Raw genomic sequence first — 19027 nt, forward strand, 5'->3', positions numbered from 1 at the left:
CACAGAACTGAAAGGAGGCCCCGGCGGGGGCGCGTACTGGAAGGCGCTTATAACGTGTCGAAAGTGGTTTGCCGAAGATTAATCGAACAGCTTCGATACCGATTCCTCGTTGGCGATCCGACGGATAGCTTCACCGATCAGCGGAGCCACGGAAACCCTGCGAATTTTCGCGCAGTTCAAAACTTCGTGGGGCTGTTCGATGGAGTCGGTGATCACCAGCTCCTTCAGCGGCCCGTCGGTGATCCGCTGCACCGCCGGGCCCGACAGCACGCCGTGGCTGATATAGGCCGAGACCTCGGTCGCCCCCTGGTCGATCAAGGCCTTGGCGGCGTTGACCAGGGTGCCGCCCGAATCGACGATGTCGTCGAACAGGATGCAGCGACGGCCTTCGACGTCGCCGATGATGTTCATCACCTCGCTCTCGCCCGCCTTGGGCCGGCGTTTGTCGACGATGGCCAGGTCGGCGTTCAGGCGGCTGGCCAGGGCGCGGGCCCGCACCACCCCGCCCACGTCGGGCGAGACGATCATCAGGTCGTCGCCCCGGGCGTAGTTTTCCTTCACGTCCTGGGCCAGGACCGGAATGGCGACCAGATTGTCGGTCGGAATATCGAAAAAGCCCTGAATCTGGCCGGCGTGCAGATCCATGGTCAGCACCCGGTCGGCGCCGGCGCGGGTGATCAGATTGGCCACCAGCTTGGCCGAGATGGGCGTGCGGCCGCCGGTCTTCCGGTCCTGACGGGCATAGCCGAAATAGGGCATGACGGCCGTGATCCGCTTGGCGGACGCCCGCACCAGGGCGTCCGTGATGATCAGCAGCTCCATCAGATTGTCGTTGGCCGGATAGCTGGTCGACTGGAGGATGAAGACGTCCTCGCCCCGGACGTTCTCCTCGATGACGGCGAAGACCTCATTGTCCGCAAACCGCTTGACCTGGGCCTTCGTCAGGGGCGCGTCCAGATGGTCGGCGATGGCCTGAGACAGGCCTCGGTTGGAGTTGCCTGAGAGCAGCTTCATCGGCTGGTCATCCTTTCGCCGTCATCCGCCCCCCATGAACGGGTGTCGGTTGGCGCGCTCTTTACCAGCGGAGCCGGTCAGGGCAAGTCGTGCACGGAGATTTCCTCGGCATGGCGCGCCCCGGTCGCGGGTGCTAGAGATCGCCGCGTTGGTTTTTGGAAGCTGGGCTTGGGGCCCCGCTTTCGCTCGTCATGGGGTCGTCCTTGTCCGTTTCCAAGTTCCGTTCCGGCCTGGTGCTGATGGCCGCAGGGGCCGCCGCTCTGACGATTTCCGGCTGCGCCGGGAACAAGCGGCCCAGGCTCGCCTATGAAGAACGCCCGGTCGAGGCGCTGTACAACACCGGCTATCAGCGGCTGGAACAGCGCCGTTGGGCCGACGCCGTCGACTATTTCCAGGAGGTGGAACGCCAGCACCCCTATTCGGACTGGGCGCGCCGCTCGATCCTGATGCAGATCTACGCCTATTATCAGAACAACAACTATACGGACGCCATCGCCGCGGCTGACCGCTATATCCAGCTGTTCCCCGGCAATCCGTCGGCAGCCTACGCCTTCTATATGAAGGCCGTCTGCAACTTCGAACAGATCACCGACGTGGGCCGCGACCAGGGCTACGCCACCGCCGCCCTGGCCGGTCTGAAGGACGTGGCCCGCCGCTATCCGGGCACCCCCTACGCCACCGACGCCGCCGTCAAGATCGACATGGTCAACGACCAGCTGGCCGGCAAGGAAATGAACATCGGCCGCTACTATCAGCGCGCCAACCAGCCCCTGGCGGCCCTGAACCGCTACAAGGCCGTCATCGCCAATCCCGAGTTCCAGCGCACCTCCCACACGCCCGAGGCCCTGTACCGCCTGGTCGAGGTCAATCTGCAGCTGGGGCTGAAGGAAGAGGCGACCCGCAACGGCGCCGTCCTGGGCTACAACTTCCCCGGCAGCCCTTGGTACGCCGAGGCCTACGCCCTGCTGACCGAAAACGGCCAGACCCCGGAAAAGGCGCCCGAAGCCAAGCGCGAGAGCTGGCTGCAACGGATCATCCCGGGCTGACCCGCCGAAGACCGTCGGCGGAAAGCCTTGTGCATTTCGGCGCATCTCCCGATTCTGTCGGCGTGATCCTGATTCGTTCCATCGGCGACCGACTGCCATGCTGACCGCCCTTTCCATCCGCGACGTCGTCCTGGTCGACGCCCTGGATCTCGACGTCGAGACCGGCCTGACCGTGCTGACGGGCGAGACGGGGGCGGGCAAGTCGATCATTCTGGACGCCCTGGGCCTGGCCCTCGGCGGGCGCGGCGACGCCGGCCTGGTGCGCAACGGCGCCAAACAGGCCGTGGCCACCGCCGTCTTCAGCGCCCCGGACGATCCGGACCTGCTGGCCCTGATCGCCGACAAGGGGTTCGAGGTCCAACCGGGCGAGGAACTGATCCTGCGCCGCGTCCTGAACGCCGACGGCCGCAGCCGGGCCTATGTCAATGACCAGCCCGCCGGGGTCACGGCGCTTCGCGAGATCGGCGCCGCCCTGGTCGAGGTCCATGGCCAGCATGAGACCGTGGGCCTCTTGGACTGGCGCACCCACCGGGGACTGCTGGACGCCTATGGCGGGCTTCAGCCGCAGTTGCAGGCCGTCGCCGCCGCCTCGACAAAGCTGAAGGCCGCCGAGGCCAAACTGGCCGAGCTGAAGGCCCAGGCGGCCGACGCCGCCGCCCGCGCCGAGGAGATCAGCCTGAACCTGGCCGAGCTGGACGCGCTCGACCCCCGCCCCGACGAGGAGACGGAACTGGCCGGCGAACGCGCCCTCTTGGGCGCCGCCGAAAAGGCCATCGCCGATCTGGCCGACGCCCGCACCCAGCTGGGCGGCGACAAGCTGAGCCAGAAGCTGGGCGCCGCCCTGCGCGCCGTCGAACACGCTCGCCAGCGTGCGGGTCAGGCCGGGGCCGAGGGCGACCATCCGGTCATTGTCAAACTGTCGGCCGCCGTCGAGGCCATCGACCGCACCCTGGTCGAGGCGGCCGAGGCCATCGCCGCCGTGGACGCCGCCGCCGACGCCTTCGACTATGAGCCCGGCCGTCTGGACAAGGCCGAGGAACGGCTGTTCGCCCTGCGCGCCGCCGCCCGGAAACTGCACACCACCGTCGACGCCCTGCCGTCCTTACGCATTCGCCTGCGCGAACAGCTGCGTCTGATCGAGGACGGGGAGGAGGCCTTGGCCGCCGCCGGCCGCGAGGCCGCCCAGGCCGCCGAAGCCTACGACCTGGCCGCGACCTTTCTGACCTCGGCGCGCGAGGCGGCGGCCGACCGCCTGACCGCCGCCGTCATGGGCGAACTGGGCCCGCTGAAGCTGGAGCGGGCGCGGTTCCGCGTGGCGCTGGAGCCGATCGAGGGCCGGCGCGGCCCCGACGGGGTCGAGACCGTCCGCTTCCAGATCGCCACCAACGCCGGAACCGACTTCGGCCCGCTGGACGCCATTGCGTCGGGCGGCGAACTGGCCCGGTTCGCCCTGGCCATGAAGGCGGCCCTCGCCAGCCGCGAGGACATGCGCCAGCCGGTCATGATCTTCGACGAGGTGGACCAGGGCGTCGGCGGCGCCGTGGCCGAGGCCGTCGGCTCGCGCCTGAAACGCCTGTCCACCGGCGCCCAGGTCCTGGTCGTCACCCACAGCCCCCAGGTCGCCGCCCGCGGCCACGCCCACTGGAAGGTGATGAAGGCCGACCGCGACGGCCTGACCACCACCACCGTCCTCGCTCTGGACGACGCGAGGCGTCAGGAAGAGATCGCGCGGATGCTGTCGGGGGCGGAGATCACCGATGAGGCGAGGGCGGCGGCGCGGGCGTTGATCGGGTAGAGTATAAGCAGCCGGTCGTCAGGGCGCGTCGAACGTCAACCTCGCCCGGGCTTCGCCGTGAACCGCCTCGAGCCGGGCCGGCCGGCCGCGCACCCAGATTCGCTCGACCTCGATGGCGGTCCAGCCGGCGGGCAGGACGACCGGGCGCCGAGGCCAATCTTCCGGGTCGCCGCCGTCGATGACCAGCCCCGTCAATCCCATGAGCAGGCCCAGCAGCATGCCGGACAGATTGGCGAAGAAGGGGCCGGCCGCGACCTGGCTGTCCGGGTGGTCCGGGCGATATTCCAGACACTGGTGGAAACGTCCGTGATCGTAGCGGGCGTAGCCCTCTACAAACAGTTTCAGCGCCAGGTCCCGATCTCCGGCCATGGCGGCCCAGGTGGTGTAGAGGGCCGGCAGCATGGGCGCCCCGACATAGTCGGTCCAGTGCGCCAGGTAGAAGTCCAGGGTGCGGCGTCGCACCGCGTCGGGGGCGGGATAGTCGTAGGGAAAGAAGCCCGCGAGCGGCGAAGGGGTCGCGCCCTTCGGCTCGCTGACGCGAAAATCGTCGTGGGCGGCGATGACGTCGTCGCTGCGGATCGGCAGGTGCAGCCCGTCGGCGACCTCGCCCCAGGCCTTGGGCGGCTCCCGTCTGATCTCCTGCGCCGCTCGGATCGCGCGCTTCAGCACCTCGCTCGCGGCCATCAGGGTGAAGGCGTCGTTGTCCGGGGGTTCGGGCACCTCGGCCGGGCCGGTCGACCGTAGAAACTCGAAACCGCGCTCGGTTCGCGTCACCCGGCTGACGATCCAGTCCGCCACCCCTGACAGCACCGGCCAGGCTTGAGCCTCCAGAAACAGCCGGTCGCCGGTGGCGTCGGCATGGAGGCCGAAGGCTCGGGCCGTGTGCAGAGAGCCGTGATCCTCGTGGGCGGCGCCGTCGCCCCCGCCCGGAGAGGCTTCCTGACCCGTCAAGGGCGCGGCCTCCCAGGGAAACTGCACCCCGGCCCGCCCGGACAGTTTGGCGATGTCCCTCGCCGCGTCGAGATGGCGCGTCCGGAACTCCAGCAGGGCCAGGGCGGCGTCCGGTTGCAGCAGGGTCAGCGGCGGCGCGCAAAAGGCGTCCACGTCCCACATCACATGGCCGAAATAATAGCTGTAGTCGTGCCAGGTCGCGAGGCCGAAGATCGAGGTCGCAGCCGGGCTGGCGGGGTGGGACGAGCTGTTCAGATAGAAGAAGGCGGCGTCGATCAGGGCCTGATGCTCGGTCGAGGCGCCCCGCACCACGATCCGGCCCTTCCACAGATCCGCCCAGAGGGCGCGGTTGCGACGGCTCAGTTCGTCGAAACCCGTGCTCTTGCCCCGCGCCACGCGACGGGCGGCTTCCTCGTCCGGCCGGTCGTGCATGACGGAAGGAACCATGGCCGTCATTTGCCGGAGGCGGACCGGCCGACCGGCGCGCGCCCTCAGCGAATAACCGCTGACCAAGGGCCCGGACTGGTCCCAAGGGGTCGTGGTCGGCGCCTCCGGCGCCCCCTCGCCCAGCAGTTCGGTGGCCACGGCGTAGCCGCAGCGGCTCAGTCCGCCCTCGGTCTCCCAGAGCAGGAAACCGTCGCAAACCGGCTCCGGCTCGCCCGGCGTATCGACACGCCGACCAATGACGCGACCCCGAAGGCCCGCCGTTTCGACGACGGCCCGGACGGTCAGGTCGCACGCGCCGTCCACCTCGATGCGCACCTCCTGCTGCACCAGAGCGGCGGCGTCGCGATTGGCGAAGGTGACGACCGTCACCTGGGCGACGCGGCCGCCGCCCTCGAACCGGAAGCGCGACGTCAGCTCGCCCGTGGCGAAATCATAAGCCTGGACCAGGTCGGAGACGGCCGAAGGTTGATCGCTGATCCAGACGCCGTTCAGGGCGATGTCGGCCGCCAGAGGATAGGGGGACGGGGCCGCCGCCTCGATCCGCCGCTCCGCATGTTCGCCCGCGACCCCGCTGACCAGGCACATCCCCGCCTGCAGCGGCTGTTCCCGCACCCGCAGACCGATCAGGCCGTTGCTGACATAGGCCGGCAGTTCGCCGTTGCGGACGCCGCGCGCCACGGGAGGATTGATGGGGCTGGACATGAACACGCCTCGACAGCGGAGCGCGTCGGCACGCGCCGGCTTCCTCTCCCAATGCCGACCGTTTGGAATGGTTTCGATCCGTCGGGCTGATCACCTCATGCGGGGCGGAAGCATGGTCGCTGGGGCGGAAATTTCCTCAAATTCGCCTCCGACCCCCGCCCATTAGCGATCCTGTCATCATCGTGCTATGAGCCCCGCCCTTTATACGGGCGGCGATGTCGCCGAGGCCTTTCAAGACTTCAGGAGAAGCACAGATGAGCAGGGTGCTGGTCATTGGCGCCGGCGGCGTCAGTTCGGTCGCCGTCCATAAGATGGCGATGAATTCGGACATCTTCTCGCACATCACCCTGGCCAGCCGCACCAAGGCCAAGTGCGACGCCATCGCCGAATCGGTGAAGTCGCGCTTCGGCGTGACCATCGACACGGCGGCGATCGACGCCGACGACGTGGCCGCGACCACCGCCCTGATCCAGTCGGTCAAGCCGGCCCTGGTGGTCAACCTGGCCCTGCCGTACCAGGACCTGTCGATCATGGACGCCTGCCTGGCCGCCGGCGTCAACTATCTCGACACCGCCAACTATGAGCCGCGCGACGAGGCCAAGTTCGAATACAAGTGGCAGTGGGCCTATCAGGACCGCTTCAAGGACGCCGGTCTGATGGCCCTCTTGGGCTCGGGCTTCGACCCCGGCGTGACCTCGGTCTTCACCACCTACACCAAGAAGCACCTGCTGGATTCGATCGAGACCCTCGATATCCTCGACTGCAACGGCGGCGACACCGGCCTGCCGTTCGCGACCAACTTCAACCCCGAGATCAATCTGCGCGAAGTGACCGCCAACTCGCGTCACTGGGAGAACGGCCAGTGGGTCGAGGGCCCGGCGCTGAGCCACAAACAGACCTTCGACTTCGAGGGGGTGGGGCCGAAGAACATGTACCTCATGTACCATGAGGAACTGGAGTCGCTGGCCAAATTCTATCCTGAAATCAAGCGCATCCGCTTCTGGATGACCTTCGGCGACTCGTATCTGAAGCACCTGGAGGTGCTGGAGAACGTGGGCATGACCTCGATCGAGCCGATGATGTTCCAGGGCCGCGAGATCATCCCGATCGAGTTCCTGAAGGCCCTGCTGCCCGAGCCCGCCTCCCTGGGTCCGATCACCAAGGGCAAGACCAATATCGGCACCATCGCCACCGGCCTGAAGGACGGGGCGAAGAAGACGGTCTACGTCAAGAACATCTGCGACCACCAGGAAGCCTATGCCGAGACCGGCAACCAGGCCGTCAGCTACACCACCGGCGTCCCGGCCATGATCGGCGCGGCCCTGATGCTGACCGGCCAGTGGAAGGGCGAGGGGGTGTTCAACATGGAGCAGCTGGATCCCGATCCCTTCATGGACATGCTGAACAAGCACGGCCTGCCCTGGACGGTCGAGGAACTCGACGCCCCGCTGGACTTCTGAGGATAAGCCCCATGGTCATGCAGACCCAGGCCGGCGGACCGGGCGCCTTTGCCCGGTTCGATCTGAACCGCGTCCCGTCGCCCGCCTTCGTGGTCGACGAGGTCGCTGTGCGTCGCAACCTGGCCGTCCTTCAGGACGTCGGGGCGCGGGCGGACGCCCGGGTGCTGCTGGCCCTGAAGGCCTTCTCCATGTGGTCGCTGGCCGACGTCGTCGGGGAATATCTCGACGGCGTCTGCGCCTCGGGCCTGTGGGAGGCGCGGCTGGCGCGGGAGTTCTACAAGGGTCATCTGACCACCTATTCCCCGGCCTATAAGCCCGTCGACCTGCCCGAGATCCTGCGGCTGTCGGACACGGTCATCTTCAACGCCCCGGACCAGATCGCCCGCTTCGCCGACCTGATCGCCGCCGCCCGCGCCGAGGGCGAGACGTTCGACATCGGCCTGCGTCTGAACCCGGAGCATTCGGAGGGCGAGGTCGCCAAGTACGACCCCTGCCAGCTGGGTTCGCGCCTGGGCTTTCCGGTGTCGCAGCTGACGCCCGAGCATCTGAACGGCGTCGACGGCCTGCACATCCACGCCCTGTGCGAACAGGGGTTCGAGCCGCTGGAACGGATCTGGGCCGCCGTGGAGCCGAAGCTGGCGCCCCTGCTGCCGGATCTGAAATGGATCAACCTGGGCGGCGGCCATCATGTGACCCGCGCCGACTATCGGATCGATGCCCTGGTCGCCTTCCTGAAGGACCTGGGGCAGCGCTACGGGCTGACGGTCTATATCGAGCCGGGTGAGGCCATTGCGCTGGACGCCGGCATATTGGTGGGCGAGGTGCTGGACACCTTCCACAACGGCCTGCCCATCGCCATCACCGACATCTCGGCCACCTGCCACATGCCCGATGTGATCGAGGCGCCCTATCGTCCGGCCATGCTGAACGAGGCGGAAGGCGGCGTGACCTATCGCCTGGGCGGGCCCTCCTGCCTGGCCGGCGACATCATCGGCGACTATGGCTTCGCCACCGCGCCCACGGCTGGAACCCGTATCGCCTTCCTGGATCAGGCCCACTATTCGATGGTGAAGACCAACACCTTCAACGGGGTGCCGCTGCCGGCGATCGCCCTGTGGAACAGCGACACCGACGCGCTGAAGCTGGTCCGCGAGTTCGACTGGTCAGAGTTCCGCGACCGCCTGTCCTGACGGACCTGGGGGTCTTAGACCCCCAGGATCCAGCCTTCTTCCTGCTCCACCTGGGCGATCAACTCGGGCGTGGCGTCCTTGGGCGGGCCGAAGGCCTTGGCCAGTTCGCCGGCCTCGTCCATGTGGGCCAGGGCCTCGGCGGTGGCGCGGACCTGGGCCTGATCCTTGAACTCGCCCTCATGGGGTTTGCCGTCGAACATCGAGGGCCAGACCTCGACAACCAGGGCCGACAGGGGCTCGACGTCGTCGGGCGTCAGTTCGCGCCAGCCGGTGCCGAACGGCCAGACGGCGCCCGAAGGTCCCAGAGATTCCAACAGCCTGCGCACGGCCGGTATGCCCACCAGGGTCTGGCCGCCCACGGCGCCGGCCCCGTGCATCTGCCACACGCTCTTGGGCTGCAGCCGGCCCTTGCGCGCCGCATTCTCGGTCGCCCGGAACTCGGGGATGTCGGCGCCGGCGCCGGCGGGCGGCTTGGTGGTCGTCAGCCAGCGCTGCGCTTGTTTCGCAGGCGCGCCCCACAGGGGCCAGGCCTCGTCCGTCATCAGACGGTTCATCTTGGCCGCCACCTGATAGCGGTTGTTGGTGTTGTCGGCCTTGTCCACGACATTGGCGGCGATGAATTTCCACATGGCCTGCCAGGGGGTTCCCTCCAGCTTCAGCCGCGCGGCCGTGCCGACCGGATAGCCGAAGTTGAAGTCCAGCCCCACCAGAACCCGGTCGCCGCGCTTTCGGTGGTCCGCCAGGATCGAGGTCAGCAGGGCCTCGCCCTCGGCCCGGGTCGCGACATTGTGCGTCTCGGTATAGAGGCGGAAGCGGACGTCGCGCTTTGCCACCCCGATCCACAGCGAGCTGTCGCCCAGCTTCTTGGTCTCGGCGGCGGTCCAGTCGGCGACGACATAGGCGTCGAATAGGCGGGCCAAGGCGGCCTCCCGTAAAAAGGCGTGTCGTTAGGAATGAGCGGGGGTTCTAGACCGCTCGCCGCCCAATCGGAAGGGGGCGATCAGCTCTTCAACAGGGCTTCCAGGTGCGACAGCCACCGCCGACCCAGCCGCAGCGCCTCGCCGGGCGAGCCGGTTCCGCCGGCCAGGGCGGCGTCCCACAGGGCCAGTTCGAACTCGGGATGACGGGCGTCTGCGAACATCAGCCGCAGCACCACCTGTTCGGCGTCCGGCGCCATGACGTCCAGCGACTTGCGTGTCTCGCCGCGCCGGATGCGGGCCACCACATGGCCGTCGACGATGATCTCGCCGCCCTCGACCTCCTCGAAGGCGTAGGCCAGGCCGTGGGCGCCGTTGGCCCACAGGACCACCACCTGTTCGACGTCGAAGTTCAGGGCGCAGGCCCGGCCCTCCCGGGGCGAAACGGCCTCGACCTCAGGCGGGGCGCCGAGGGCCTTCAGAAGGGCCCGGCGTATCCGGCGCGGCGGCTCCATCCACCAGGACAGGGCCAGGGCCAGGGTCGTCAGCAGGGCCGCCGCCAAGGCGATCAGCAGGACCACCCGAACGACCTCGGCCATGGGTCAGCCCTCCGATCCGGCCGAGAGGTCCAGATCGACCACCACCGGCACATGGTCGCTCGGCTTGTCCATCTCGCGCGCGTCGCGGTGGGTCTCGATCCCCTTCAGCCGATCGGCGGCCTGGGGCGACAGCAGGGCGAAGTCGATGCGGATGCCGTGGTTCCTCTGCCAGGCGCCGGCCTGATAGTCCCAGAAGCTGTAGGTCCCGGCGGGTTCGTTGGCGACTTCGTGCGCATCGGCCAGGCCCAGATTCTTCAGGGCGCGAAACGCCCGGCGGCTCTGGGGCTGGAACAGGGCGTCATCGGTCCAGGCGGCGGGGTTCTTGGCGTCTTCCGGCTCGGGAATGACGTTGTAGTCGCCGCACAGGGCCAGCGGCTCCTCGAAGGCCAGCAGGTCGCGGGCGTGGCGGTTCAGCCGCTCGAACCAGGCCAGCTTGTAGTCGAACTTCTCGGTCCCGATCGGATTGCCGTTCGGCAGATAGATGGAGGCCACCCGGATCGGTCGCGGCGCCTCGATTACGGCCTCCAGATAGCGGGCCTGTTCGTCGGTCTCGTCGCCCGGCAGGCCGCGCCGGATGTCCGACAGCGGGTGTTTCGACAGCAGGGCCACGCCGTTGTAGCTCTTCTGGCCGTGGGTCTCGACGTTGTAGCCCAGGCTCTCGAAGGCCTCGCGCGGAAACTTCTCGTCCACGCATTTGATCTCCTGGAAGCAGGCGACGTCGGGGGCGGCCTGTTCCAGCCAGGCCAGCACGGTGGGCAGGCGGGCGTTGACCGAGTTCACGTTCCAGGTGGCGATGCGCATGACGGGGACGCTAGGCTGCGTCTCGGTTTCGGGAAAGAGGCGCCGCAAACAAAAGGGCCGCCGGATCGCTCCGGCGGCCCCTTGCCGTCAATCGGTCTGTCTTAGGGGCGGCCGCCGGCCGGGGCGGGGGCCGCAGCAGGGGCCGGCGTCAAGGTGCAGCCGCCGCCGATCCGCTGAGCGGTGGCGCAAGGGTAGATCTGCTGCACGACGTTCTCGGCGTTCACGCGGGCGATGACGCCGTCGGCGCCGGCGCATTTGGCTTCATAGAACATGCCGTTGGCGTTCTGGCCCATCAGGCGCGCCTCGGTGACGTCGCAGCCCGCCGCTTCCGATCCCGCCAGCAGTTGCTTCACCTGAGCCGCATTCTCGGCGGCGGTGGTGAAGGCGCAGGCGCCGCCTTCAGCCAGAACCTGGATACAGGGCGTCTTGGTCCAGTTGTCGTTCAACGCCTTGACCCAGAAGCCCGAGGCATCGGCGCAGCCGATCTCATACATGACGCCGCCGTCGTTGGACTGGCCCAGGACCTTGGCTTCGTCGACGGTGCAGGGGACGCCCGCCTTCACGGCGTATTCGCGCAGGACCTTGAGAGTGTCGGTGTTGGCGGGAAGGGTGCATTGCGAGCCGACATCGGCCGCAGGATCGCGCGCCCGCATGACCGACGCCGAATGGGCGAGAAGAACGCAGTCCATCGCCGAGGGCGGCGTTTTGGATTCGATCAGGTAACCAGGACCGGCGGTGCAGGCGACTTCATAGACGGAGGTCTTGGCCGGGGTTTCGCCCAGCAGCTTGGCTTCGGTGACCTGGCATTTGGTGTTGGCCAGGGTGGCCTGTTCCTGAGCCGCCGCCATGATCTGCTCGGGCGTCGGCGCCGCAGGGCGGCGTTCGCGCCGTTGGCGCGCTGCGGCGGCTCGTGAAGAGCCTTCTGCAACAGCCTGGCGATCGTCATTGGGGCGGGTCTGGGCCGCGGCGGGAGCGACCGTAACGGCGCTGAACATCAGCGCCGCGAGGACGGCGGCGAAGCGGGCTTTCATGGAACACCTTGGAGATCTGAAAGGACTGAACGCTTCGTGGCCTTCTAATCGGGCAGGGTCAAGGCGGCTGTGGACGATGGAGGTCTGACGGGATTAAGGTCTGCGCGTTTTGATTGGAGACCCACTTGGCGGACGATGCGACGGCGGTGAAGACGGGTGTGGACGCAAGAGGGCTGACCTACCCCATGCCCCAGACGCCCGCGGGAGGAGAGGCGATCGAAGTCGCCCCCGGCGTCCTGTGGATGCGGCTGACCCTGCCGTTCCAGCTGAACCACGTGAACGTCTACGCCCTTCAGGACGGCGACGGATGGACGGTGGTCGATACCGGCCTGCGCACGCCCGACAGTATTGCGGCCTGGGAGGCGGCGCTGGCCGGCGCGCTGGAAGGGCGCCCGATCCGCCGCCTGGTCTGCACCCATATGCACCCCGATCACATCGGCCTGGCCGGCTGGTTGTGCGAGCGGAGCGGCGCGCCGCTGCTGATGTCGCGGCTGGAATATGTCACCGCCCGGATGCTGATGGCCGAGGAGGCCGGGGACGCCCCCGAAGACGGCGAACGCTACTATCGGGCCGCCGGATGGAGCGAGGCCCAGATCGACCGCTGGCGCAAGGATTACGGCGGCTTCGCCAAGGGGGTGTCGGCGATGCCGCGCAGCTATCTGCGGCTGTCGGATGAGGATGTGATCCAGATCGACGGCGACGACTGGACTGTGGTGGTCGGGTCAGGCCACAGCCCGGAGCACGTTTGCCTGTGGCGTAGGTCTGACGACGTTTTCATCTCCGGCGATCAGATCCTGCCCCGGATTTCGTCGAACGTCTCGGTCTGGCCCACCGAGCCCGAAGCCGACCCTCTGGGCGACTGGATGGATTCGCTGGAGAAGCTGCGGCGCCTGCTGCCGGACGGGGCCTTCATTCTGCCGTCGCACGGCGAGCCCTTCCACGGCGTTCAGGCCCGGCTCGACGCTCTGAAGCGCGGTCATGAAGGGGCGCTGAAACGGCTTGAGCGGACCTTGCGTCAACCGTCTAGGGTGATCGACGGCTTCTCCGCCGTCTTCGGGCGCGCGGTGGATGACAGCGTTCTGGGCATGGCCACGGGCGAGGCCCAGGCGCACCTGAACTATCTGGCAAAGCGCGGCCGCGCCCAACGGACGCGCGATGAGAACGGCGTCGACTGGTGGACGGCCGTCAAACGGGACGAGGAAACGACGTGAGCGAACATATCCGCACCCAACTGACCGACGGCGTCCTGACCCTGACGCTGGACCGGGCCGACAAGAAGAACGCCATCACCCAGACCATGTACGCCGCATTGGCGGAGGCGGTCGAACAGGCGCGGACCGACGAGGCCGTGCGGGTTCTGCTGCTGCGGGCCGAAGGCGACAGCTTTTCGGCCGGCAATGACATCGGGGACTTCATCGCCATCGGCTCCCAGACAGAACAGCCGTTCGACATGCCGGTGTTCCGCTTCCTGAAGTCCCTGGCCGATCTGGACAAGCCGCTGGTGGCCGCGGTGAAGGGCCGGGCGGTCGGCATCGGCCTGACCATGCTGCTGCACTGCGACCTGGTGGTGGTGGCCGAGGACGCCCTGCTGTCGGTTCCGTTCGTCAATCTGGCCCTGGCGCCGGAGGCGGCGTCCAGCCTGCTGCTGCCGGCCGTGGTCGGTCATCAGCGGGCGTTCGAACTGTTCGCCCTGGGCGAGCCGGTCGACGGACGGACGGCGGCGGCCTGGGGCCTGGCCAATCGCGTCGTTCCGGCGGAGGCGGTCGAGGCGACGGCGGCGGAGCTGGCGGCCAAGGTGGCGGGCCGTGCGCCCAATTCGATCCGCAAGACCAAGCGGCTGATGCGCGATGCGGAAGGTCTGTGGGCCCTGATGCAGCGCGAGGGCGAAGCTTTCGGATCCCAGATGCGGAGCCCCGAGGCCATGGAGGCCTTCATGGCCTTCACCCAGAAGCGGGCGCCCGACTTTTCGAAGGCGGACTGACGGCGCCGCAAGACCGCGCCTTGATTCAGCGCAGCTTTGGTTCTAGGTGCGCGCGCCCCCGTCGGAGCGCCCATGTCGCACGCCTCTATCCAGATTTCGGCCCCTGACCCGGTCGCCGAGCCCATCGACCTTGAAACGCCTGCCGACGCGCCGGGCGTCGAGGCCTTGATTATGGCCGCCTTCGGTCCGGGCCGTTTCCCCAAGACGGCCGGGCGGCTGCGCGAGGGGCCGCGCCCCGCCGTGGGCTTCGTCGCCCATCGGCAGGGCCGGGTCGGCGGGGCTGTCCGGCTATGGCCCGTGGCGATCGGCGCGACGCCCGGCCTGTTTTTGGGCCCCATCGCGGTCGAGGCGGCGGTTCGCAGCGAAGGGTTGGGCGCGCGTCTGGTTCAGGCCTGCGTCGATCATGCCCGTATCACGGCGACCGGCGGGATTCTGCTGGTCGGAGACCGGGCCTATTTCGAGCGGTTCGGCTTCGTCGCCGCGCCCGACGCCCGCCTGCCGGGACCGGTCGATCAGAGGCGCGTGCTGTGGCTGGCGGTCGGGAAGGAAACGGCGGCCGGCGGCGTCCGCATCGGCTGAACCTTCCCCGGGCGGGCTCATTGAACGCGAAAACAGTGTCCGATGTGTCCGACAAAAAAAGGTGTCCGATGTGTCCGATCTGTCCGACGCCCCTTGTTTTTCAAGCGGAATCTCACCGGCCCCGATCGGGCTGTCCGGCGATGGGGTCCACGACGGCTGTGGGCTGACCGTCGCGTCGGCGAGGGTCTGACAAGGCCGAGGGATCGGACCAGAAAAAGGGTGTCCGATGTGTCCGATCTGTCCGACGGCCTTTGATCTTGTTGCTAAAACAGCCGGACACTGATCGGACTGTCCGGCGGCGACCGCGCCTTGCTCTCTCTCTGCGATGTCAAAGACCGGGCGTCATTATAGGGGCGTCGGGCAGGGCGCCGGATCGTTCGGCGGCCGAGGCCGCAAGCCGTTGAAACAGAGGGCGTGTTCTGGCGACATCGCGCGGGCGTTCGAGGGCAGGCCCTGGCGCGCCGGGGACGGAGAGAACGGGGATGAAGGCGGCGGCGCCTCGCCCGGATCGGACGGGAAGGGCGGCCGGATCGGCTGACGAAGAATCGCTTCGCGGTTCCGTCCAGGACGATCAGCCACTAAGTCAGGGACGTCATGACAGAACCGGATGAAACGCCCAAAGGTCTGAACGCGGTCGCAGAGGCGGCGAAACAGGCGCCCGGCCGAGGACTGCCGCCGGTTCATCTGTGGAATCCGGCCCATTGCGGCGAGATCGACATCGTGATCCGCCGAGACGGCGTCTGGATGCACGAAGGATCGCCGATCGGGCGCGAGGCCCTGGTGCGGCTGTTCTCCACCGTTCTGCGTCTGGACCCCGACGGCTATCATCTGGTCACGCCGGTCGAGAAGATGAAGATCGAGGTCGAGGACCTGCCGTTTCGCGCCGTGGCGGTGCGGCGCGAGGGGGAGGACCTGATCTTCACCACCGACGTCGGCGACGAGGTGCGGGCCGGGGCGGACGACCCCCTGGTGGTGGACGAAGATCCCGAGACCGGCGAGCCGGCGCCGCGCGTGCATGTGCGCCGTGACCTGTGGGCGCGGATCACGCGGGCGGTCTTCTATGAATTGGTCGAGGCGGCCGAGGAGGCGGACGGGCGGCTGGTGGTCCGGTCCGGCGGGCAGGTGTTTCCTCTGGGAGCCGTGGCGTGAGTCTGGAGACCCTGAGGCGCAGACTTTCGGAGCGGCTGGCGCCGATCGGGGCCTGGCGGGCGGAGGCGGCGCCGGCGCGTTCCGATTTCGATCTCAATCCCCAGGCGGCGCGGCCTGTGCGGGAGTTGAGGCCGGCCGCCGTCCTGATCCCGGTCGTGGCGCGGCCGGAGGGGGCGACGGTCCTTTTGACCCGTCGGGCCGACACCCTGGCCCGGCACACGGGACAGATCGCCTTTCCGGGCGGTCGGCTGGACCCCGGCGAAACCGCCGTTCAGGCCGCCCTGCGCGAGGCCGACGAGGAGGTGGCGCTGAACCCCGCCGCGGTCGAGGTGCTGGGCTTGTCCGACGCCTATGAGACCGGCACGGGATTTCTGGTGACGCCGGTGATCGGATGGCTGGACCAGCCGCCCCTGACCCGGCCGTCGCCGGACGAGGTGGCGGAGGTGTTCGAGACGCCCTGGGACTTTCTGATGGACGCGGCCAATCACCGGCGGGACTTTTATGATCTGGAAGACGGTCTGCGGCGGTGGTTCTGGGCCATGCCCTGGCAGGAGCGCTATATCTGGGGCGTCACGGCCGGCATTCTGAAGGGACTTCACGCGCGTCTTTACGGCGACGAGGTCGATCCCGAACGCGCGGCCGAGCGGGACGCCGCCGAGGTTGAGGCGTGACGGCCTCGGTGCAGGGCCAGCCCTGGCTGGAGGCGACGGCCACCCGCGCCGTCATGGCGGCGCTGGAAGCGGCGGGCGGCGCCGACTGCGCCCGCTTCGTCGGGGGCTGCGTCCGCAACAGCCTGATGGGCCGCGCGGTGGACGACATCGACATCGCCACGCGTCTGACGCCCGAACAGACGATGGCGGCGCTGAAGACGGCAGGGCTGAAGGCTGTGCCGACGGGGGTTGAGCACGGCACGGTCACGGCGGTTTCAGAGCGGGCGCCCTATGAGATCACCACCCTGCGCCGCGACGTGGAGACCGACGGCCGGCGCGCCGTGGTGGCCTTCACCCAGGATTGGGCGGAGGATGCCGCGCGGCGGGACTTCCGCCTCAACGCCCTCTACGCCGATGCGACCGGCGTGGTGTTCGATCCGACGGGCGGGGGGCTGGCGGACGCCGCCGAGGGGCGGATCGTCTTCGTCGGCGAGGCCGAAACGCGCATCCGCGAAGACTATCTGCGCATCCTCCGCTTCTTCCGGTTTCAAGCCTGGTATGGACGGAGCGAGCCGGACGCGACGGGACTGGCCGCCTGCGCCGCTCTGAAAAGCGGCATGGCGCGGCTCTCGGCCGAGCGGGTGTCCAAGGAGCTGTTGAAGCTGCTGGCGGCGCCGGACCCGATCGCCAGCGTGCGCGCCATGGAGAGGACGGGCGTGCTGGGCCAGGTCTTGCCGCAGGCCCGACCCCTGGCGATGTTCGAAGCCCTGAGCCAACGCAGCGGCGATCCTGTCCTGCGGCTGTCGGCCCTTCTGCCCGAGGATGAGGCGGCGGTGCGGCGGATTGCGGAGGGCTTGCGGCTGTCCAACGCCGTGCGCGACCGGCTGGCGGCCGCCGTCGCCGAGGGGCCGGCGGTGAGGCCCGACATGGGCGCGGCCGAGGCGCGGGCTGCGATCTATCGGCTGGGGCGCCGCGCCTTTGAAGATCGGCTGGCGCGGGCGGAAGCGGCGGAAGGGGACGACGGCGGTCCGCTGCGGCGTCTGGCCGAGGACTGGACGCCCCCCCGGCTGCCGGTCGGCGGCCGCGACCTGGCGCGGCTGGGGCTTCAGCCGGGACCGGATACGGGACGCATCCTCAAGGCGTTCGAGGACCGCTGGGTCGCCGACGACTTTCCAACGGACGGCCATGAGGCCCGGCTGAAGGCCCTGATCGGCGGCTGAACCCCGAAGTCAGGGCGTGGCGCGGGTGAACTCGGTCACGACCGGATAGTGGTCCGAGCCGGTCGGTTCGCCGATGCGGCGGCTGAGCAGGGCCAGGTCCGGCGAGCGATAGACCTGGTCGATGGCGATACCCGCAAAGGCGGGCAGGGCCGAGGGCCAGGTGCCGGGGAAGCCGGGGGCGGGCAGGAGCCCCATGTCCGTCTTGATCTGGCGGCCGATCCGGGCGCTCGATACGCTGTTGAAGTCGCCGGCGGCGATGACCGGATGGGGCGGCGCGGCGCGTCGGCGCGCGTCCAGGGCCATGGCCTGGGTGATCTGGCCCCACTGATACTGATAGGGCCACGGCCGGGTCAGGTGGACGCCGAAGACGTTGATCGGACCCAGGGGCGTCTCGACCACGGCGCCCACGGCCGACAGGCCGTCGCGAGAGGCGGGCAGGCGGCGCAGGATCGGATAGCGGGACGCGACGACCGAGAGGGCCCGGCCGCCCGGCGCCTCCGCCGCCCCCATGACCGCGCGGTGCGGATAGCCCGCCAGGAGGTCGTCCAGACGATCCGACGCCGCATCGCCCACCTCGATCAGCACCAGAATGTCGGCGTCCGCCGCTGCGATCGACCGCTTCATGGCGGCGACGTCGGTGTTTTCCACCCAGAGATTGGCCGAGTACAGTCGAACGACGGGCCGGTCGGGCGCGGCGCGACCCTGGGACGGCGCCCATTGAGGCCAGACGGCGATCGCCAGGACAAGAACCGAAGCGACGCCTGCACCGGCGGCGGGCCAGAGGCGCAGGATCAGGCAGGCCAGGGTCACGCCGGACGCCGCCAAAAGGGCCGGCGCCGTGAACTGGGCCAGTATGTCCACCCAGCGATGTCCGACGCCGCTGAGCGCCGCCGCGCCGACGGTCGCCAGGCCGAGCAGGACCAGACCGGCGGCGGCGTTGGCTGCGGTCTTCAGCAACGACATCCTTATTGCCTTTCTCGGTGAACGCTGTTGGCTATGTCGCGTTGATGGGCCGCAGTGAGAGGCGACATGGCCAGACGGTCGATCAAGGATATCGAGAAAATCTGGTCCAATGTCGAGGGCGTCAAGAAACTGTCGGACCGGGTCATCGGCATAGGTCCGGTCGGCTTCGGCATGGACGCCCTCCTGACCTGGGCGCCAGTGGTCGGCACGGCCTATACGGCGGGCACGGGCGCCTGGCTGCTGTTGCAGGCGATTCGGGCCAAGGCGGCGCCTGGGACGCTGGCCAGAATGGCGGCCTATATGGCGCTGGATACGGCGACGGGCACGGTCCCCATCGCCGGCGACCTGATCGACACCTTCTTCCCCGGCCAGCTGCTGGCGGCCAAGGCCCTGCAAAAGGACATCGAAACCAGCCACTGGGTCGAGGACTCCGAAGCCAACGCCCGGGCCAGCGGCGAGCATGAACGCCATCTGGAGACGGTCAGGAACCACAAGTCCCTGCGTCGTGTGGTCTATCTGCACGACTGAGCCC

The 19027-nt window shown here is 68.5% G+C and carries 18 protein-coding genes; 11 read left to right on the forward strand and 7 right to left on the reverse strand.

The features are described from left to right. Positions 1 to 78 precede the first annotated feature (78 nt). Complete coding sequence (locus tag JMT67_RS14360) at positions 79 to 1014, reverse strand: ribose-phosphate pyrophosphokinase (protein ID WP_054765079.1); 936 nt, start codon at positions 1012 to 1014, stop codon at positions 79 to 81. Between the two features lie 191 nt (positions 1015 to 1205). Here JMT67_RS14360 and JMT67_RS14365 point away from each other — a divergent pair, with 191 nt between their 5' ends. Both JMT67_RS14365 and recN read left to right on the forward strand, forming a co-directional pair. After that, on the forward strand, positions 1206 to 2060 hold the full coding sequence (locus JMT67_RS14365) for an outer membrane protein assembly factor BamD (RefSeq protein ID WP_201463845.1): 855 nt from the start codon (positions 1206 to 1208) through the stop codon (positions 2058 to 2060). A 97-nt stretch (positions 2061 to 2157) separates the two neighbouring features. Next, positions 2158 to 3855, forward strand: a complete 1698-nt coding sequence (gene recN, locus JMT67_RS14370; RefSeq protein ID WP_201463846.1) for a DNA repair protein RecN — start codon at positions 2158 to 2160, stop codon at positions 3853 to 3855. Between the two features lie 18 nt (positions 3856 to 3873). On the opposite strand, the gene JMT67_RS14375 is transcribed toward recN, so the two are convergent. Continuing rightward, positions 3874 to 5955: a glycoside hydrolase family 65 protein gene (locus JMT67_RS14375; protein ID WP_201463847.1), complete on the reverse strand. Its 2082-nt coding sequence runs from the start codon at positions 5953 to 5955 to the stop codon at positions 3874 to 3876. Between the two features lie 254 nt (positions 5956 to 6209). On the opposite strand from JMT67_RS14375, the gene JMT67_RS14380 reads away from it, so the two are divergent. Both JMT67_RS14380 and JMT67_RS14385 read left to right on the forward strand, forming a co-directional pair. Beyond that, positions 6210 to 7415, forward strand: coding sequence for a saccharopine dehydrogenase family protein (locus JMT67_RS14380; RefSeq protein WP_201463848.1), 1206 nt, complete (start codon positions 6210 to 6212; stop codon positions 7413 to 7415). An 11-nt stretch (positions 7416 to 7426) separates the two neighbouring features. Next, positions 7427 to 8605 carry a carboxynorspermidine decarboxylase gene (locus JMT67_RS14385; protein WP_233455899.1) on the forward strand — a complete coding sequence of 393 codons (1179 nt, stop codon included), beginning with the start codon at positions 7427 to 7429 and terminating at the stop codon, positions 8603 to 8605. 14 nt (positions 8606 to 8619) lie between these two features. Here JMT67_RS14385 and JMT67_RS14390 read toward each other — a convergent pair whose 3' ends face one another. The 4 genes from JMT67_RS14390 to JMT67_RS14405 form a co-directional block, all read right to left on the reverse strand. Further along, the gene (locus tag JMT67_RS14390; RefSeq protein ID WP_201463849.1) at positions 8620 to 9525 is read right to left on the reverse strand and encodes a cobalamin biosynthesis protein CbiG; all 906 of its coding nucleotides are present in this window, start codon (positions 9523 to 9525) and stop codon (positions 8620 to 8622) included. An 80-nt stretch (positions 9526 to 9605) separates the two neighbouring features. Next, the gene (locus JMT67_RS14395) at positions 9606 to 10121 is read right to left on the reverse strand and encodes a hypothetical protein (protein WP_054765085.1); all 516 of its coding nucleotides are present in this window, start codon (positions 10119 to 10121) and stop codon (positions 9606 to 9608) included. Positions 10122 to 10124: 3 nt separating this feature from the next. Then, positions 10125 to 10922 carry an exodeoxyribonuclease III gene (gene xth, locus JMT67_RS14400; RefSeq protein WP_201463850.1) on the reverse strand — a complete coding sequence of 266 codons (798 nt, stop codon included), beginning with the start codon at positions 10920 to 10922 and terminating at the stop codon, positions 10125 to 10127. 101 nt (positions 10923 to 11023) lie between these two features. Next, positions 11024 to 11953 carry a hypothetical protein gene (locus tag JMT67_RS14405; RefSeq protein ID WP_201463851.1) on the reverse strand — a complete coding sequence of 310 codons (930 nt, stop codon included), beginning with the start codon at positions 11951 to 11953 and terminating at the stop codon, positions 11024 to 11026. Positions 11954 to 12138: 185 nt separating this feature from the next. On the opposite strand from JMT67_RS14405, the gene JMT67_RS14410 reads away from it, so the two are divergent. From JMT67_RS14410 to JMT67_RS14435, 6 genes are all read left to right on the forward strand, one after another. After that, positions 12139 to 13164: an MBL fold metallo-hydrolase gene (locus tag JMT67_RS14410; protein ID WP_233455900.1), complete on the forward strand. Its 1026-nt coding sequence runs from the start codon at positions 12139 to 12141 to the stop codon at positions 13162 to 13164. After that, positions 13161 to 13934, forward strand: coding sequence for an enoyl-CoA hydratase (locus JMT67_RS14415; RefSeq protein ID WP_201463853.1), 774 nt, complete (start codon positions 13161 to 13163; stop codon positions 13932 to 13934). Before JMT67_RS14410 ends, JMT67_RS14415 begins: the two co-directional genes overlap by 4 nt. Positions 13935 to 14006: 72 nt before the next feature. After that, a complete protein-coding gene (locus JMT67_RS14420; RefSeq protein WP_201463854.1) occupies positions 14007 to 14513 on the forward strand; it encodes a GNAT family N-acetyltransferase in 507 nt (168 codons plus the stop codon). A gap of 594 nt (positions 14514 to 15107) precedes the next feature. Then, complete coding sequence (locus JMT67_RS14425; protein WP_054765090.1) at positions 15108 to 15662, forward strand: DUF1285 domain-containing protein; 555 nt, start codon at positions 15108 to 15110, stop codon at positions 15660 to 15662. Next, the gene (locus JMT67_RS14430; RefSeq protein ID WP_201463855.1) at positions 15659 to 16333 is read left to right on the forward strand and encodes a CoA pyrophosphatase; all 675 of its coding nucleotides are present in this window, start codon (positions 15659 to 15661) and stop codon (positions 16331 to 16333) included. The genes JMT67_RS14425 and JMT67_RS14430 overlap by 4 nt, the downstream gene beginning before the upstream one ends. Further along, positions 16330 to 17532, forward strand: coding sequence for a CCA tRNA nucleotidyltransferase (locus JMT67_RS14435; protein WP_233455901.1), 1203 nt, complete (start codon positions 16330 to 16332; stop codon positions 17530 to 17532). The genes JMT67_RS14430 and JMT67_RS14435 overlap by 4 nt, the downstream gene beginning before the upstream one ends. Before the next feature lie 9 nt (positions 17533 to 17541). Here the strand turns inward: JMT67_RS14435 and JMT67_RS14440 are convergent, their stop codons facing one another. Continuing rightward, entirely contained in the window at positions 17542 to 18495 is a 954-nt protein-coding gene (locus JMT67_RS14440) for an endonuclease/exonuclease/phosphatase family protein (RefSeq protein ID WP_183218167.1), read from the reverse strand. 66 nt (positions 18496 to 18561) lie between these two features. Here JMT67_RS14440 and JMT67_RS14445 point away from each other — a divergent pair, with 66 nt between their 5' ends. Then, complete coding sequence (locus JMT67_RS14445; protein WP_183218169.1) at positions 18562 to 19023, forward strand: DUF4112 domain-containing protein; 462 nt, start codon at positions 18562 to 18564, stop codon at positions 19021 to 19023. Positions 19024 to 19027: the final 4 nt, after the last annotated feature.

It is taken from the genome of Brevundimonas aurantiaca (assembly GCF_904830995.1).
Taxonomy (GTDB): domain Bacteria; phylum Pseudomonadota; class Alphaproteobacteria; order Caulobacterales; family Caulobacteraceae; genus Brevundimonas; species Brevundimonas aurantiaca.